This window comes from Listeria grayi DSM 20601, from assembly GCF_000148995.1.
In the GTDB taxonomy this organism is placed as follows: domain Bacteria; phylum Bacillota; class Bacilli; order Lactobacillales; family Listeriaceae; genus Listeria; species Listeria grayi.
The window spans coordinates 82163-96877 of the sequence record NZ_GL538353.1 but is presented as its reverse complement, the minus strand read 5'-3'; the positions used below and the strand labels follow the sequence as shown (position 1 = coordinate 96877).

General features: G+C 40.2%; 14 protein-coding genes, 1 tRNA gene and 1 riboswitch. Of the genes, 1 reads left to right on the top strand and 14 read right to left on the bottom strand.

Annotated elements, in window-relative coordinates:
• Window positions 1-19: 19 nt before the first annotated feature.
• From HMPREF0556_RS07970 to HMPREF0556_RS07910, 14 genes are all read right to left on the bottom strand, one after another.
• The gene (locus tag HMPREF0556_RS07970; protein WP_003757381.1) at window positions 20-922 is read right to left on the bottom strand and encodes an aldo/keto reductase family protein; all 903 of its coding nucleotides are present in this window, start codon (window positions 920-922) and stop codon (window positions 20-22) included.
• Window positions 923-1060: 138 nt separating this feature from the next.
• Window positions 1061-1639, bottom strand: coding sequence for a 2-hydroxycarboxylate transporter family protein (locus tag HMPREF0556_RS07965; protein ID WP_003757379.1), 579 nt, complete (start codon window positions 1637-1639; stop codon window positions 1061-1063).
• A gap of 20 nt (window positions 1640-1659) precedes the next feature.
• A complete protein-coding gene (locus HMPREF0556_RS13195; protein ID WP_241762100.1) occupies window positions 1660-1830 on the bottom strand; it encodes a hypothetical protein in 171 nt (56 codons plus the stop codon).
• Between the two features lie 574 nt (window positions 1831-2404).
• Window positions 2405-2608, bottom strand: a complete 204-nt coding sequence (locus HMPREF0556_RS07960; RefSeq protein WP_040486662.1) for a hypothetical protein — start codon at window positions 2606-2608, stop codon at window positions 2405-2407.
• A 433-nt stretch (window positions 2609-3041) separates the two neighbouring features.
• Complete coding sequence (gene rlmH, locus HMPREF0556_RS07955; RefSeq protein WP_003757370.1) at window positions 3042-3521, bottom strand: 23S rRNA (pseudouridine(1915)-N(3))-methyltransferase RlmH; 480 nt, start codon at window positions 3519-3521, stop codon at window positions 3042-3044.
• Window positions 3522-4044: 523 nt separating this feature from the next.
• A complete protein-coding gene (locus HMPREF0556_RS07950; protein WP_003757368.1) occupies window positions 4045-4560 on the bottom strand; it encodes a type 1 glutamine amidotransferase domain-containing protein in 516 nt (171 codons plus the stop codon).
• 282 nt (window positions 4561-4842) lie between these two features.
• Window positions 4843-6255, bottom strand: a complete 1413-nt coding sequence (locus HMPREF0556_RS07945; RefSeq protein WP_003757366.1) for a S1C family serine protease — start codon at window positions 6253-6255, stop codon at window positions 4843-4845.
• 121 nt (window positions 6256-6376) lie between these two features.
• A complete protein-coding gene (locus HMPREF0556_RS07940) occupies window positions 6377-7207 on the bottom strand; it encodes an MBL fold metallo-hydrolase (RefSeq protein WP_003757364.1) in 831 nt (276 codons plus the stop codon).
• Window positions 7208-7279: 72 nt separating this feature from the next.
• Complete coding sequence (locus HMPREF0556_RS07935) at window positions 7280-8122, bottom strand: two-component system regulatory protein YycI (RefSeq protein WP_036103574.1); 843 nt, start codon at window positions 8120-8122, stop codon at window positions 7280-7282.
• A gap of 1 nt (window position 8123) precedes the next feature.
• The gene (locus HMPREF0556_RS07930; protein ID WP_036103570.1) at window positions 8124-9443 is read right to left on the bottom strand and encodes a YycH family regulatory protein; all 1320 of its coding nucleotides are present in this window, start codon (window positions 9441-9443) and stop codon (window positions 8124-8126) included.
• Entirely contained in the window at window positions 9436-11268 is a 1833-nt protein-coding gene (walK, locus tag HMPREF0556_RS07925) for a cell wall metabolism sensor histidine kinase WalK (protein ID WP_003757359.1), read from the bottom strand. The genes HMPREF0556_RS07930 and walK overlap by 8 nt, the downstream gene beginning before the upstream one ends.
• A 9-nt stretch (window positions 11269-11277) precedes the next feature.
• Window positions 11278-11991: a response regulator YycF gene (gene yycF / locus HMPREF0556_RS07920; protein ID WP_003757357.1), complete on the bottom strand. Its 714-nt coding sequence runs from the start codon at window positions 11989-11991 to the stop codon at window positions 11278-11280.
• Between the two features lie 205 nt (window positions 11992-12196).
• Window positions 12197-12269 (bottom strand) — tRNA-Asp (locus HMPREF0556_RS07915).
• A gap of 84 nt (window positions 12270-12353) precedes the next feature.
• Window positions 12354-13532 carry a pyridoxal phosphate-dependent aminotransferase gene (locus tag HMPREF0556_RS07910; RefSeq protein ID WP_003757354.1) on the bottom strand — a complete coding sequence of 393 codons (1179 nt, stop codon included), beginning with the start codon at window positions 13530-13532 and terminating at the stop codon, window positions 12354-12356.
• 156 nt (window positions 13533-13688) lie between these two features.
• A riboswitch (SAM riboswitch) is annotated at window positions 13689-13796 on the top strand.
• Window positions 13797-13889: 93 nt separating this feature from the next.
• Between HMPREF0556_RS07910 and HMPREF0556_RS07905 the strand changes: the two genes are divergently transcribed.
• A complete protein-coding gene (locus HMPREF0556_RS07905; RefSeq protein ID WP_003757352.1) occupies window positions 13890-14708 on the top strand; it encodes a MetQ/NlpA family ABC transporter substrate-binding protein in 819 nt (272 codons plus the stop codon).
• Window positions 14709-14715 lie beyond the last annotated feature (7 nt).

Here is a 14715-nt window from a genome sequence, read left to right as displayed (position 1 = left end):
TTTATTAAGTAGTTTCTTTTTACCGCGCATCCCGCTCATAATGTGCTTCATACAACAAACCTTTTTCCAGCGCTTCTTCCGTTACCGAATCTTCCATTTTTTTAACGCTTTTTCGGTATTCGGCGGCCGAGAAGCGGTTCATCTGATCAATGGTATCCATATCTTCTGGACTGATCTCAAATTCGAGTTGGTAATTTTCCTTGACGCGTTCTGGCTTACTTGATTTTGGAATCACATGATAATCATGCTGTAGCGCCCATTTATTGAGTAATTGGCCAATGCTGACATGATAAGAATCACACAGCTGATCTAATTTGCTTTTTTCGTCATTCGACAGCTCTGAATCTGGATAAAACGGATTCGGAGTGAAATATGGTTTCAAAATCGAATAACCTGTCAGCAAAATCCCCTCATCAAGGCAATATGTTTCCAGTTCGACTGGTCGTGTTGTTGGCGAGCAGACGATTTGATTACAGTAAGGCTTGACACCTGTGCTTGCTTCAAGTTTTTTCAAGCCCTCGATTGAAAAGTTCGATACGCCCACATGTTTGATCACGCCATCTTTTTGTAGGTCAAGCAGATCTTGATAGGCTTTTAGATTTAATTCTTCGCTAAGCTCTGCATGTAGCAGTACCAGATCCAAATAATCCGTTTGCAGCCGTTTAAGCGATTGCTTCACAGATTCTTTCACGTGCTTTTTATAATTCGGCGGTGCGATTTTAGTCGTTAAGAAAAATTCCCCTCGCTCGATTTTCTGCTCCTGCAATATTTGACCGATATCATATTCATTATTATAAAGCTGTGCTGTGTCAAAATGGCGGTAGCCTGTTTCCCAAGCAGCTCTGATTGCTTCTGACAGTTCTTCCCGATCCGTTAATAACCATGTTCCAAGTCCAACTTTCGGTAATTCGTTTACAACCATTTTCTATTCCTCCTAAGATTCGTCTAATGACCTGTACCTCTGTGAATACCCTAGATAGCTCCAGAAAAAACCTTTTTTTAGCAAACAAAAAGCCTAATCTCTTTCAAAAGAAGACTAGACTTCCTACCGTAGTCTGTGCTAAGAAAGCAGTTGTATCAAGAACCCGGAAATAATCAAAATGATAGCGCCACCCATTCGATTACCCATTTGTGCAAATGCGATCAGTCCCATACGATTAGAGGCTGACAACACTGCGACATTACCCGTTCCGCCCATACTGTTATTACAGAAGCCGGCAGTGATACTTGCTTCGACCGGATAAAGTCCAAATAATTTCCCGATAAGGCCGGCTGATAGGGAGATCGTGATGATACTGGTCAAGCATAAAAGCATAAACTGCCAAGTCAATGACTGCGCTAAGACATTCAGGTCGATCAAGGCGATCCCGATACCTGCCAATACGGCAGCGGTTAGATTTTTCACGATCAAATTATTGAACATGATAGCACTTTCTTCATAATACGCTGGAATAAGATTGGCTACTTTACAAATAACGACAATAATAATCATAAAAGCATACGAATGGATTTTTGGTACAAAATAATTACCGATACTTCCAAGCATAAAGAAGGATAATGAAACTAGCAGCCCGACACCCATTTTCGTGATATCCAACTTTATTTCTTTTGGCTTTTCAGCGCTGAAATCACCGTCCATCAATGTTCCGTGCCCATTTGCTAGATCTTTGCTCTTACTTTTTCTCCTGCATATAATCTTGTTGGAAAATTGATTTGTTGTCCTTTTAAAACGGCGTATAATTTTAACATTGACTCAAGACCAATCAATTCCGATAATTCTTTATACAGCTCTGCCAAACAATCTTCATGTACCTTTGGTTCGTGAAACAATGTGTTCGTTTCCCTCCCTCTTTCATACATCTTTATCCTAGCAATATTTCTACGCAACTTCTAAGCTTTTATACAGCGCAATTTGCGGGCTTTTTGCGTTGAATAATCAATTATAAAAACATTGTTGCATAGTCACTTTCTCGATAATCCAAACCTTAACCTAAAAAAGAAGAAATCAATCTGATTAAATTTTTTAGGTTGAGGAAGTGCTGTTCATAAAAAGTGCTTTTTTTAATCTTCCTAAATAATATAAAAGACATCTACGAATTTCGATAGATAATTACATATATTACTAATTCGTTATTGTTGCTCATATTTCTTCATTATTGGAGTATCATTGTTTTTAATCCAAAAGGTCCAACATACTTTGGAATTCTCTAAAAAAGTATCTATTTTACCTATATAAGTGTTTGGCATCGGTTCCATTGAAAAATTTCTATATTCCATTCATTTTCTGAAAAATGTCTACTTAGAAATTGTTCTAGTTCTATAGGTAATTCACTCTTCTCCAATAACCCCTCTTCATAATGCATCATCTTACTCTGACACCATAGAAGTTTTTGCGCCAAATTCATTAATTCTCACCTCCTATTACGAATTTTTCTGCTATTATCCATTCCTCTTGATAAAAAAGCCCTCTATATAATGGACGGTTATTCTCAGCTAAACAAACAATCATTTCCCAATCTTGATAGTAGCATTGATGCACAATAAAATTTTCGGGTAATTTTGCCATACAAAAAAAGCGTTTCCGCAAAACGCTCTTTGTTAAAAACACACAAGTTGATCTCCTCCCTCGTTTACAAAAATAGACCGAATCTCCCCCGAGATTCGGTCTAGAGGATAATATATAAACGAAAAAGTCTTTAAAACATTAGTTTACTTCGAAATCACTGAAAAAGAGCAGACTGGCATTTCTAGCTAACGTTATAGCCCTGTTCTCACCAGTTTATTCTAGTCTCAAGTTTGCTCAACTTGAAGACCAGCTTATTGACTGAATTAAAATTTTTGGCGTAATAATTTACTTTTTCATGATCAGTGATTTTTTTCGTAAGTGTCCTCTTAAATACTGTTTTTTATGTTTTCTTTTAGTTTAGCACAAAGTAATATGAAAAAACTTGAATATATGACGAACAGTTTATGGCAAAAATATTTCTAAGAAAATACAACCGGAAAGATGATATTCCCAAACAGTATTATTAAAAACCGCATCACTTATGATACGGTTCCCCTCTCATAATCCGAAATGCTCGATAAACCTGCTCCACCAACACCAATCTCATCAATTGATGAGGAAGTGTCAGTTTTCCAAACGACATCTCCTCATCCGCTCGCTTCAACACATTATCCCCTAATCCAAGCGAACCACCGATCACAAACACGATCTTGCTTTTCCCATAAGTCATCAATTTTTCGATTCCCGCTGCGAACTGTTCGCTGGTTTTCTGCTTTCCGAGAATCGCCAGCGCAACTACATGAGCGTCATCACTGATCTTGCCTAGGATCCGTTCGCCTTCTTTTAGCTTGACTTGCTCCATTTCTGCTTGGCTAAGTACTTCTGGTGCTTTTTCATCCGGTAGTTCGATAATTTGGACTTTGGCATAGGCCTGCAATCTTTTTAAGTATTCATTGATTCCCTGTGTTAGATATTTTTCTTTTAATTTACCAACTGTTATGATTTGTATATTCATTTGTCCCCTCTTCTTTTCAAATTCTCTTCTATAAGAATACAACAATTTGCGAAAGTTTGCGCATTTATTTTCTGAATTTTTGGTTCTGCACAGTTTATCCCCGGTTTACTCACAAGTTATGCACAGATTTTATCCACATATCCACAGGCATTTTGGTATATTGTGGTTGAACATTTGTTCGTCGCAATATCTATGATTTTACTTTTTTAGTTATGCACAGGTTATCCACAACGTTTTCGATTTTACTTTTCTCCTCTATAAATTGTATACAAACCACTACTCGCCCAACTGGTATGGGTATTATTACCTGTCATGTTTTTTACCTTTACAAGGAACATTTCCACAGTTTATCCCCCGCTTATTAACAAGTTATCCCCAGGGTTTATCCACATATCCACAAGCACTTGCTAGATTTTGTGGACGAATTTCTGTTCGCCACTATATCTATTCCTCTTTCTTTTTAGTTATACACAGCTTTATCCACAAAAAAAGCCATCACCCAAACAGATGATGACTTTTGGTATTATTTTTCTAATTGTTTCAATGATTCTTTGATGAAGGCCGGGATGTCATCTGGATTACGGCTTGTCACGATGTTGTTATCCACTACTGCTTCTTCATCCTTCACATTTGCACCGGCATTTTCGAGATCTAATAGAATGGAAGTAAATCCGGTAACGGTTCTTCCTTTCAATTGACCTGTTTGGATAAGCAATTGCGGTCCATGACAAATGGCGAAGATCGGTTTATTTGCTTGTAAAAATTCAGTTGCGAATTTAACGAAGCGTTCATCGGCACGGAGTTGGTCAGGAGAAAAGCCGCCGGGAATGAACAACGCGTCAAAGTCTTTGGCGTTTACCTCATCGATACCTTTATCGATGGTTACAGGTGTCTGTTCTGCTTTACCCTTGACTGTTTTCCCAGATTCTTTTTCAATGGTCGTGACTTCATGTCCTTCTTTTTTGAATGCTTCTGCAGGGTCTGTGTACTCCACATCTTCAAATAAATCTGTGATAACTGTTGCTATTTTTTTACCCATTATATATCTCTCCTTTGATTTTGGCTACATATAATGTTTTCCACGTGTATTTATTTTTAAACATAAAAAGAACCCCTTAGGTAGGGATTCTCAGACTGAAGAAAAACACCATTTCAATCATTATTTTACTGTTTTCAGCTTGGTGAAAAAGGATTAGATTCTAGGCAAAGCCGAGTACCGAAGCGGAGCGCACTTGTGTACGTGAGCATCGGAACGCAGGCTTTAACGACGAAGATGAGCGTTTTTCGCCAAGCTGAGAACCCCTTAGGTAGGGGTTCTGAGTTACGCGCCTTCTTTCAAAGCAACCAATGTCAGAGTAGTGCTTTTCAATTTACCGTCACGGTAATATTTGATCGCGATCTTGTCGCCGATTTGAAGGTTTGGTGAATATAATTCTTTACGTAGGGAAATGGAGTTAGTAACTTTTTTGCCATTTAATTCTGTAATAACGTCATATTGTTTCAAACCTGCTTTAGCTGCGGCTGATGATTTGGTGACTTGTTGGACCATGGCGCCGTAGTTGATGTTTTCTGGAAGTTTCAAGACGCTCTTTTGTTGTGCGCTTGGGATCGTTTCAACGTCGCGAAGGGTCACGCCTAGGGACGGTCTCACTACTTCGCCTTTTGTTTCTAGTTGTTGAATGATTGGTTCTACGGTATTGATTGGAATGGAGAAGCTGATTCCTTCTACGTTCTGCATCGAGATTTTCATCGAGTTGATGCCGATGACTTGTCCTTGGATATTGATCAATGCACCGCCGCTGTTACCTGGGTTGACTGCTGCGTCTGTTTGGATAACGTCAGCTTCCCAATCTTCTTGGCCGTCGCTATTAGTGTCTACTGGTACGGCACGATTTAAGCCGGAAATGATTCCTTCTGTTACGGAACCGGAAAATTCTGTTCCAAGCGGACTCCCGATCGCAATTGCTGGTTCGCCGACTTTAAGGGAATCGGAATTGCCGAATTCTGCTACTTTAGAAACATTTTTGCCACTGATCTCTAAAACGGCCAAGTCATTCCATACATCAGTGCCCAGCAGTTTTGCAGAAGCTTTTTTACCGTTTGCAAAAGTTACTTCCAATTTCTCTGCGTTCGCGACAACGTGATTATTGGTAACGATATAAGCTTTGCCGTTTGCTTTTTTATAAATAACACCGGAACCTGAAGAAGCTTGTTTTTCGGAAGTGTTTCCGTCCAGTGGATCTCCGGAAGATTGATAGTTGAGTACGCTGACCACGGCATCTTGGACTTTGCCGACTGCTTTTGTAATGTTGGTCGTGGTATTAACGGAAACATTTTCTACTTTTTGGCCTTTTGTAGTTGTATTGACTGCATTATTTGTGATTGAATCGTTGTCATTATTCCATGGAATAAAATAAATGATAAGAGCGCCCACAATGACACCGATCAATCCGGTCAAAAAATAGCCAATAAAATTGCCTTTCCCGCCTTTGCGAGGTGGTTCGCCATTTCCACCGTTACTAGTATTGTGATTGTTATTGGGTGGTGGAGGTGTGTTGTCATTTCCTCCTTGTGTGAGCTCGGTGCGGAAAGGATCCCGATTATTCATTTCGTCAAAAAAAGTATCGGTCGAACTGATTGTTTCAGCTGGAATCTCTTGCGGAGAATTGGTGTTACTGACTTGCAGATCATTTTCCGTCTTTTCAGGGGAATTTTCTCTATTTGTTTCGTCCATTTTATTGCTCCTTCCTGAATAAATATCGTTGTTATCTTTATATTAATAAACAAATATGAAAAAATGATGAAAAAATTTTAAAAATATAAAGAAAGCAGAGAAAAGTTATCTCTGCAATTTCTTATATAGTAAATATGTCCGTTGGAACAGCCGGATCGGTATCAAACAATTCCAACTGCGTGCCAACGATGATATCCTGCGCTGCCAACGTCTGGCTCACGCTCATTCTCGCTAGATCTTTCATATTGTTATCTTTACTTAAATGTCCTAAGTAAATGCGTTTCGTCTTATCAGTGATCACTTCACTGATCGCAATGCCGGCATCTTCATTGCTGACGTGACCTTCATCTCCAAGAATACGTCGTTTCACGTTCCAAGGGTAGCGGCCCATCCGTAGCATCTCAATATCGTGGTTACTTTCAAATAAATAAGCATCCGCGCCTTTGATATGGCCTTTCATCCGATCGCTTACATATCCTGTATCGGTGATCATGACAAATTTTTTGTCGCCACTGTGAAAAATGTAAAACATCGGTTCGATCGCATCATGGGAAACACCGAAGCTTTCCACCTGCAGACTGCCGAATGATTTTACTGTTTCCATATCAAAATGGAATTTTTGATCTGAGTTTACTTCACCGATCATAGAATCCATTGCTTGCCATGTTTTTTGATTCGCAAAAACAGGCAGTTTATATTTACGAGCAATGACGCCGAGGCCTTTGATATGATCCACGTGCTCATGGGTAACCAAGATCGCATCCAAGTCCGACATTTTTCTGCCCACTTGTTCAAATAATCCTTCGATTTTCTTACCGCTTAGCCCGCAGTCCACCAATATCTTTTGGTCGCCTGTTTCGACTAAAGTTGCATTTCCTGAGCTTCCGCTTGCAAGAATACTAAAGCGGATCTGATCTGTCTGTATTTTTGTTTGGGCTGTTTCTGAAAACATTATTTTTTCCCCCTTGCAACCTCTGCTGCTTCTATTCTAACGCTATTTACGGAAAAAAGCATCTCTTGCTAACTATCTAGGGAGCAACATACCGCTTGCTTTTGTTTCTTCTAATCCTTTTTGTTCCATATCTGTAACATTAATGATCTGATTGTCCTCAGCATTAACTAATAAGAACTCTGTGACATTTTTGTTCTCGATCTCAAAACACCAAACTGGGAAATAAACATTCCCGGTGGAGAGTTTTACGGTCGTATAGTAGCCAAAAGTGATTGCTTTGATCTCGCTTTTCTGCTGCAGTTTCCCGTGCTGATAGATCGATTCAAGTGCAACGGAAGCAGAGATCAGGTCATTCTTTTCTTTCAGATCATTTTGTTTTTCCAGCAATGTCTGCTCATAAGAAGTAACTTCATTGTCGTTGTTGAGATAAAAGCGGACATACGCATTTTTCTCAAATAAGATCGGACTTTTGTGCATGACTTGATAATAGACCAGCTCATGTGCCTGTTCATCATACTTCCAAAAAGCATAGGATTTTCCTTTATAAACGTGATTTTCAATAAACTGTTTGAGATCGGGGTTGTCTTTTTTGGGATCTACTTGGATCGGCTTTTTCAATTGCGAATGCAAGATCGTTCCTTGATTTTGGATCGTAAGTGATTGATCTTTGAGCTCTTTCAACTCTTTTGTTTGAAAAATATATGGTTCTGCGGTAAAAATCGCTCCTGACGCCGACTTTTCCGAAAGATCGGCAGGATATTTGATATGATCGTTCCTCAGGTTTTCTTGAATGCTAGAAGAACTCAGTTTGTCAGTATTGTCGGCTAGTTTTTTATTGAACCAAACAACTCCGAGAAAGATGTCGACAAGCAGGAAAGTAATGATAAAGATGATTTCCGTCTTACGCCAATCCATATTAATTACCCCCCTCTGTGTCATTTACAGAAAACCAAGTTCCTTTGTATTGGAACATCCATACTGGTTCCAATTCGACAACGCGATTAAGCGAAGAGGTATTTTCCCAATTGGAGCGTTTCATTTCGTAGCCTGGCGCCATTGCATCAATGTTTTGCGGATCAACTGCTTTGCTCTTGATCAGTTTTTGATAGGCACTATAAGATGACTCTAACTTTACTTTCCGCTTCGCCGAATAGATCTCTGATTCGAACATGTAATACGGCCGGGTATAGCGGAAAACACTTTCCTGACCTTGTGCGACAGAAATCGTCGTCATTTTATCAGGATTGAACACCATCATATTGTGTACATCAAGCATAAAGTTCGTACTCCCACTGTTGACATCATAGCCAGCAAATGTAAAATTGCCAGTCCAGCCTGCGTGTTCATTGACAAAGTTAAAACTGTCTTGGATCATCATGGCTTGTTTTTGTTTAGGAAGCAGTTCCGGACGATTACGTTCTTGTGCCTGATTTACATATTCTAATGTTTTGTATTCAGGATTGACTTGAATGATACTGGAACCATTTGTGTAATTATTACCTTCATTTTTGATGGAATCCGAATCTTGGAAAAGCGCGGATATGAATAGGTTGATTTTGATCGAGCTGATGATAAATTTCCGAGAATCGATGTTTAACGGCGAACTGCTTAAATATAGTCGCCTGTTTTGATCGATAACCACATCATTTTCGATGAATGTATCCTTTGCTTTATTCACGATCGATGCTACTTCGTTCATATCCTTCTCCTGCAGACTGCTCTGGTAGATCGTGTGGTTTTGGTCATTTGCAAAATAAACCGTATGCAGACCTGTATCGCTGGCATTTTTATCGAAAATGATGCGGTTGAAAGAATCTGATTGCAGATTTTTACCAGAAACATGGAAAACCTGCGAAAAGATGGTGAACGGTATGGTAGTTGGATAGACTAATTCAAATGTATCATTTTGATGGATGATGCTCTCGTATGTTTCTGTTTTTTTCTTTTCGGAAACGAGCACTTCCGAGAACCCAAAAGTAGTTCCCCGGGAAGAAAGCGATTTGATCGCTGTCTCATCATTACTACTGAACTGTTTACCGTCTTTATTCCAAATCACTTTATATGGTTTGAAAGTTTGGGCAGCTGTCTGCTCTTTGCTGATCGTTGTTTTTTCGACATTTTTCACGTTGATAGCCTCATAATTCGGCTGTCCTTTCCAAATCGAATAGCTAAGAACGATACTGATAATTACAAGTATGGTCAACAATAAGCCTCTAAATCCATATCTTTTAGTCATCCCAATCATCCTCCGGTAAATCACTGTATGGTAGCGTAAAGTGAATCGTCGTGCCTCTGCCGTTGTTTCGTTCCGCCCAAATGTGGCCACCGTGAGACTCGATCACTTCTTTTGCGATCGCAAGGCCCAGACCTGTTCCGCCCATTTCCCGTGAGCGTGCTTTATCTACTCGGAAAAAGCGGTCGAAAACTTTGTCCAGATCTTCATCTGGAATGCCGAGACCTTCATCGGAAACGCTGATTTGGATCTTATCGCTCCATTTTTTCAAATAGAAGGAGATCCGTCCGCCATCAGGTGAGTATTTATTTGCATTTGAAATGATATTGTCCATTACCTGCATGATCTTATCTTCGTCGATCTCAATGATGATCGGCAATTTCGGAATATGCCGAATAAACATGATCGTATCTTTTTTCATCATTTCAAAGCGGTCGATAATATGATTGAAGAAATCCGTAAAGTTAACAAAACTTTTTTCAAGGCTTTCACGACCTGCATCCATACGGGACAGTTTCAAAAGATCATTAACTAGCCGGATCATCCGCTCTGTTTCGTTTTGCGTTACTTCTAAGAACTGCGGTGCGATCTCTTTATCTTCCCAGGCCCCATCGCGAAGTGCTTCTAAATAGCTGTTCATGCTGGTAAGCGGCGTACGTAGTTCATGCGATACATTGGATACGAAATCGCGGCGTTCTTGATTGACTTTTTCTTGGTCGGTGATATCGTGCAGTACGGCGATAACACCATTTACAAATCCAGTTTCCCGTTGGATGATCGAGAAATTCGCTTTTAGAATAAATGGTTTATTGTAGATCGTACGGTCTAGCGTCAATGCTTCATCAATATCCATCAAGTCCTCAAACTCATAATCTTCACCGATATCTAGCACGTCGATGATCGATTTCCCATTTGCTTCTTCATGCGGGATACGTAGCATTTTTTCAGCCGGTGAATTGATAAGGATTACTTTTCCTCGTCGGTCGGTTGCGATAACGCCATCTGTCATATAAGAAAGAACCGAGGAGAGCTTGCGTCTTTCCCCTTCTGTCATCGCTTGTGCTTCTTGGAGCCGCTTCGTCAGCATATTAAAAGACTCTGCCAGTTCTCCGATTTCATCATAGCCGTAGATTTTCACCTTACGAGAATAGTTCCCTCTAGCCATAGCATACGCTTGCCGTTTCATTTCTTTTATCGGTTTTGTGATCGTACGGGAAAGAATGATACCCATGATCGCGGTTATAAATAGGGAGATCGCGATCCCGGTAACAAAGATATTCGTAATATCATCTACTTGTTGGTAAACAGTTTGAATATCTGCAACTAGGTAAATAGCCCCAATCACTTGCCCTTTGTTTTTAATAGGAGAAACGTTGACCCAGACACGCTTTTTGTTAGCTTGGTCAATAAAGATCTTGTCTTCCGAACCGTTTCCGAGCGACAACGCACGTTTAACCAAGGTATCGTTAGACTTTTGACCTACGATACCTTGGTTATCTTTGTTCGATGTGCCGAGGATCTTTCCTCTGCTGTCGAGAACACGTACTTCATTGATCGAATCATTCGCTTGCACAAAGTCTGTCAGGGATTGTTCGATGAGCGCTTGTTCTTTCGACGTATTTTCACTATCATTTAAAATCTCTTCACGCGTATTATAATTAAGAAACGTCATGCTGCTGCGGATCGATTCTTTAAAGTTGTTCTCTAGTCGGCTTTCCAGCTCCCGTACAAAATAAACGCCAATGACCTGCATCGCAAGAATGATCAGCAGAATATAAATGATGACAAGTCTGAATTGTACAGATTGGAAAAATTTCTTTTTTAGCATACGGTCATCCTACTCCTGTTCAGGATTGCGTAAATAGTAGCCTACTCCACGTCTTGTTACTAGCCATGCCGGATGACTTGGATTATCTTCTATTTTTTCCCGCAGGCGTCGTACAGTTACGTCCACCGTGCGCACATCTCCAAAATAATCATAGCCCCAAACAGTTTGGAGCAAGTGCTCACGCGTCATTACTTGGCCAATATGTTTTGCCAGATAATGTAGCAGTTCAAATTCCCGATGTGTCAGTTCGATCGTGTCACCGCGTTTAGATACGACATATGCATCCGGGTGGATCGTCAGCGAACCGACTTCCAGCTCTGAATTTTCTTGATCTTCTGCTGCCTGCGAGCTCACTTGACTGTGGCGACGCAGATTAGCTTTCACACGAGCGATCAATTCACGATTGCTGAAAGGTTTCGTTACATAATCATCCGCTCCCAATTCCAATCCTAGCACTTTATCGATTTCCGAGTCTTTGGCAGTCACCATAATGATCGGCATATCGTATTTTTTCCGTACCTCACGGCAAACTTCCACACCGTCTCGCCCTGGTAACATAATATCTAATAAAATTAGATCCGGTTGTACTTCTTCTACTAATTGTAGTGCTTCATCGCCATCATAAGCACAATAAACATCAAAACCCTCTTTGTTAAGGTTAAATTTCACAATATCTGCAATTGGTTTTTCATCATCAACGACTAAAATCTTCTTTTCTGCCATTTAGTTGTATCCTCCTAATTCGTGGATTTGACTGACATATTGTCAGGACAGGCTTCGTTAATCTCTCGTTACATTCTCTGTTGCCATTCATTGGAGCACATAAGCTCACTTTATCTATTATAACATAAACATGAATTTATCTGAATTATACTTTATCTACAAAAAAAAGACCAGTGCTAAATTAGCAAGCTGATCTCTTCCTTAACGGTCCCGACGGGATTTGAACCCGCGATCTCCTGCGTGACAGGCAGGCATGTTAACCCCTACACCACGGAACCTTAGCACCTTAAAAATGGCACTTCCTCATTAAACCATGTTTTTGGCATTTGCGCAATACCTTTTTACATATTTTGGAAAAAATTTTACAATACGGCATTCCGGAAAGCCGTAGATGCTCCGATCCGGCGTGCTGCTTCTTCCAAGCGGTCTTCATTCATAAGCAGACCGACGCGAACATAACCTTCTCCTTCTTTACCAAATCCATTCCCTGGCGCAACAGCCACACTCACTTCTTCTAATAGAAAATCAGAAAAGCTCGCGCTCGTGAATCCAGTAGGTATTTTCAACCAAGCAAAGAATGAACCTGCTGGCGCGTCTACTTCCCAACCGATTTCCCGGCAAGCAGCGATAAAATGATCTCGTCTGCTTTCATACATTTTTCGCATTGCTTCCACGTCACTTTGATCACCAGTTAGCGCTGTTGCTGCAGCATCTTGGATAGCAGGAAACAAGCTGACATATAGATGGTCTTGAATCAGATTGATCGCACGGACGATTTCTTTATTCCCGACTGCAAAGGCGACCCGCCAGCCAGCCATATTATAAGTCTTAGATAATGTATACAATTCCACGCCAACTTCTTTTGCTCCTGCAGTTTGCAAAAAACTAACTGGTTTTTTGCCGTCAAAACCAATCGAAGCATAGGCAAAGTCATGAACTACTGTGATCGCGTGTTTCTTCGCAAGTGCTACGGTCTCCTCAAAAAAAGCAGGCGTTGCAACCGCACCAGTAGGATTATTTGGATAGTTCAAATACATCATTTCCGTCTTTTTAAGTGTTTCTGGAGAAAGTTTACTATAATCTGGCAGAAAATCATTTTTCGCGCGCAACGGCATCGTTTCATAATTCACTCCGCCAAGCACTACGCCTGATAGATAATCTGGATACCCCGGATCTGGCAGCAACATCCAGTCGCCTTCATCTAATACACACATCGGCAGTTCTACCAATCCTGTTTTCGAACCAAATAAGATTGCTACTTCTGTCTGCGGATCGATCTCTACTTGATACTCACGCTGATAAAATTCGGCTACCGCTTGTTTTAGTTCTAATTTCCCATCGAAGGGCGAATACTTATGGTTAAGCGGCTTGTCTGCTGCAATTTTCAATGCTTCCACGATATATTCCGGTGTCGGTTGATCCGGATTTCCCTGCCCTAAATTGATGACATCATGGCCCTCCGCAATTTTTTGATTCACTTTCGCGACCAATGTAGAGAAAAATTGTTCCGGCAATGCTTGTAGTTTTTGTGAGATTTTCATCTTCTGCACCTGCTTTCTGACTTATTTCATTGCTTTCCATATTAGTCTTTCCCGTTCCGTTTGTCTAGGGGATTTTTCTGAAAAGTTAAAAAGAGATTGACAATTCCCGCACAAATAGCGTATATTTTAAATTAACAAGTTTTAAAAAACTAAATTCTCTTATCTAGAGCGGCAGAGGGACTGGCCCTATGAAGCCCGGCAACCTAACTTTTTTTAGTGAAGGTGCTAATTCCAGCAACATTTCTAAATGTTGACAGATAAGAGAAGTCGGAATTTTACGAATCCCAACTTCTCTATCTGTGATAGAGAAGTTTTTTTATTACTTCAAAAGTATTTTACACAGGGAGGAAGAAAAAAATGAAAAAATCTTTTAAGGCAATTTTACTTGTAATCGCAGGTGCTGCATTGTTGGCACTAGCAGCATGTGGTGGTAATAAAGATGACGCACTCAGCACCAAAAAAATCAGTATCGGGGTAACTGGCGGTCCGCATCAGCAAATCGCCGAAGAAGTAAAAAAATTAGCGAAAAAAGATGGCTTGGACATCACGATCAAAACATTCGACGATTACAATACGCCGAATACAGCTTTAAACGATGGGGATATCGATACAAACAACTACCAAACGATCCCTTTCTTGGATCAACAAAAGAAAGACAAAGGCTATAAACTCAGCATCGCTTTCAAAACCGTTGCTTTCCCAATGGGTATCTATTCCAAACAGATCAAGGATATCAAGGATCTGAAAAAAGGCGACAAAATCGCGGTTCCTAACGATCCTGCGAATGAATACCGTGCTTTGAAACTATTTGAAAAAGCTGGTGTCATCAAACTCAAAAAAGGTGTTTCCCAAAAAGCAACGAAAAATGATGTTGCTGAAAATCCGCTTAAACTCGATATCGTGGAACTGGAAGCGTCACAGCTCCCTTCGCAATTAAGTGAAGTACGCGCTGCAGCAATCAACACGAACTTCGCAATGGGTGCCAACTTGACGATCAATGACGATGCGATCTATCACGAACCGATCAAAAACAACCCATATCCAAATGTGTTTGTCGTTCGGACAGCTAATAAAGACGATGAAGTCGTGAAAACACTTAAGAAATATTACCAATCTAAAGAATTAAAAGCATTTATCGAAAAAGAATTCAAAGGTTCTGTTGTACCTGCATTCTAGGAGTTGA

Excerpts from the sequence above, each read along its gene's own strand:
- HMPREF0556_RS07935 (WP_036103574.1), bottom strand. The coding sequence starts at position 8,122 with ATGGATTGGCGTAAGACGGAAATCATCTTTATCATTACTTTCCTGCTT.
- walK (WP_003757359.1), bottom strand. The coding sequence starts at position 11,268 with ATGCTAAAAAAGAAATTTTTCCAATCTGTACAATTCAGACTTGTCATC.
- HMPREF0556_RS07970 (WP_003757381.1), bottom strand. The coding sequence starts at position 922 with ATGGTTGTAAACGAATTACCGAAAGTTGGACTTGGAACATGGTTATTA.
- rlmH (WP_003757370.1), bottom strand. The coding sequence starts at position 3,521 with ATGAATATACAAATCATAACAGTTGGTAAATTAAAAGAAAAATATCTA.
- HMPREF0556_RS07945 (WP_003757366.1), bottom strand. The coding sequence starts at position 6,255 with ATGGACGAAACAAATAGAGAAAATTCCCCTGAAAAGACGGAAAATGAT.
- yycF (WP_003757357.1), bottom strand. The coding sequence starts at position 11,991 with ATGGCAGAAAAGAAGATTTTAGTCGTTGATGATGAAAAACCAATTGCA.
- HMPREF0556_RS07950 (WP_003757368.1), bottom strand. The coding sequence starts at position 4,560 with ATGGGTAAAAAAATAGCAACAGTTATCACAGATTTATTTGAAGATGTG.
- HMPREF0556_RS07965 (WP_003757379.1), bottom strand. The coding sequence starts at position 1,639 with ATGGACGGTGATTTCAGCGCTGAAAAGCCAAAAGAAATAAAGTTGGAT.
- HMPREF0556_RS07905 (WP_003757352.1), top strand. The coding sequence starts at position 13,890 with ATGAAAAAATCTTTTAAGGCAATTTTACTTGTAATCGCAGGTGCTGCA.
- HMPREF0556_RS07940 (WP_003757364.1), bottom strand. The coding sequence starts at position 7,207 with ATGTTTTCAGAAACAGCCCAAACAAAAATACAGACAGATCAGATCCGC.
- HMPREF0556_RS07930 (WP_036103570.1), bottom strand. The coding sequence starts at position 9,443 with ATGACTAAAAGATATGGATTTAGAGGCTTATTGTTGACCATACTTGTA.
- HMPREF0556_RS07910 (WP_003757354.1), bottom strand. The coding sequence starts at position 13,532 with ATGAAAATCTCACAAAAACTACAAGCATTGCCGGAACAATTTTTCTCT.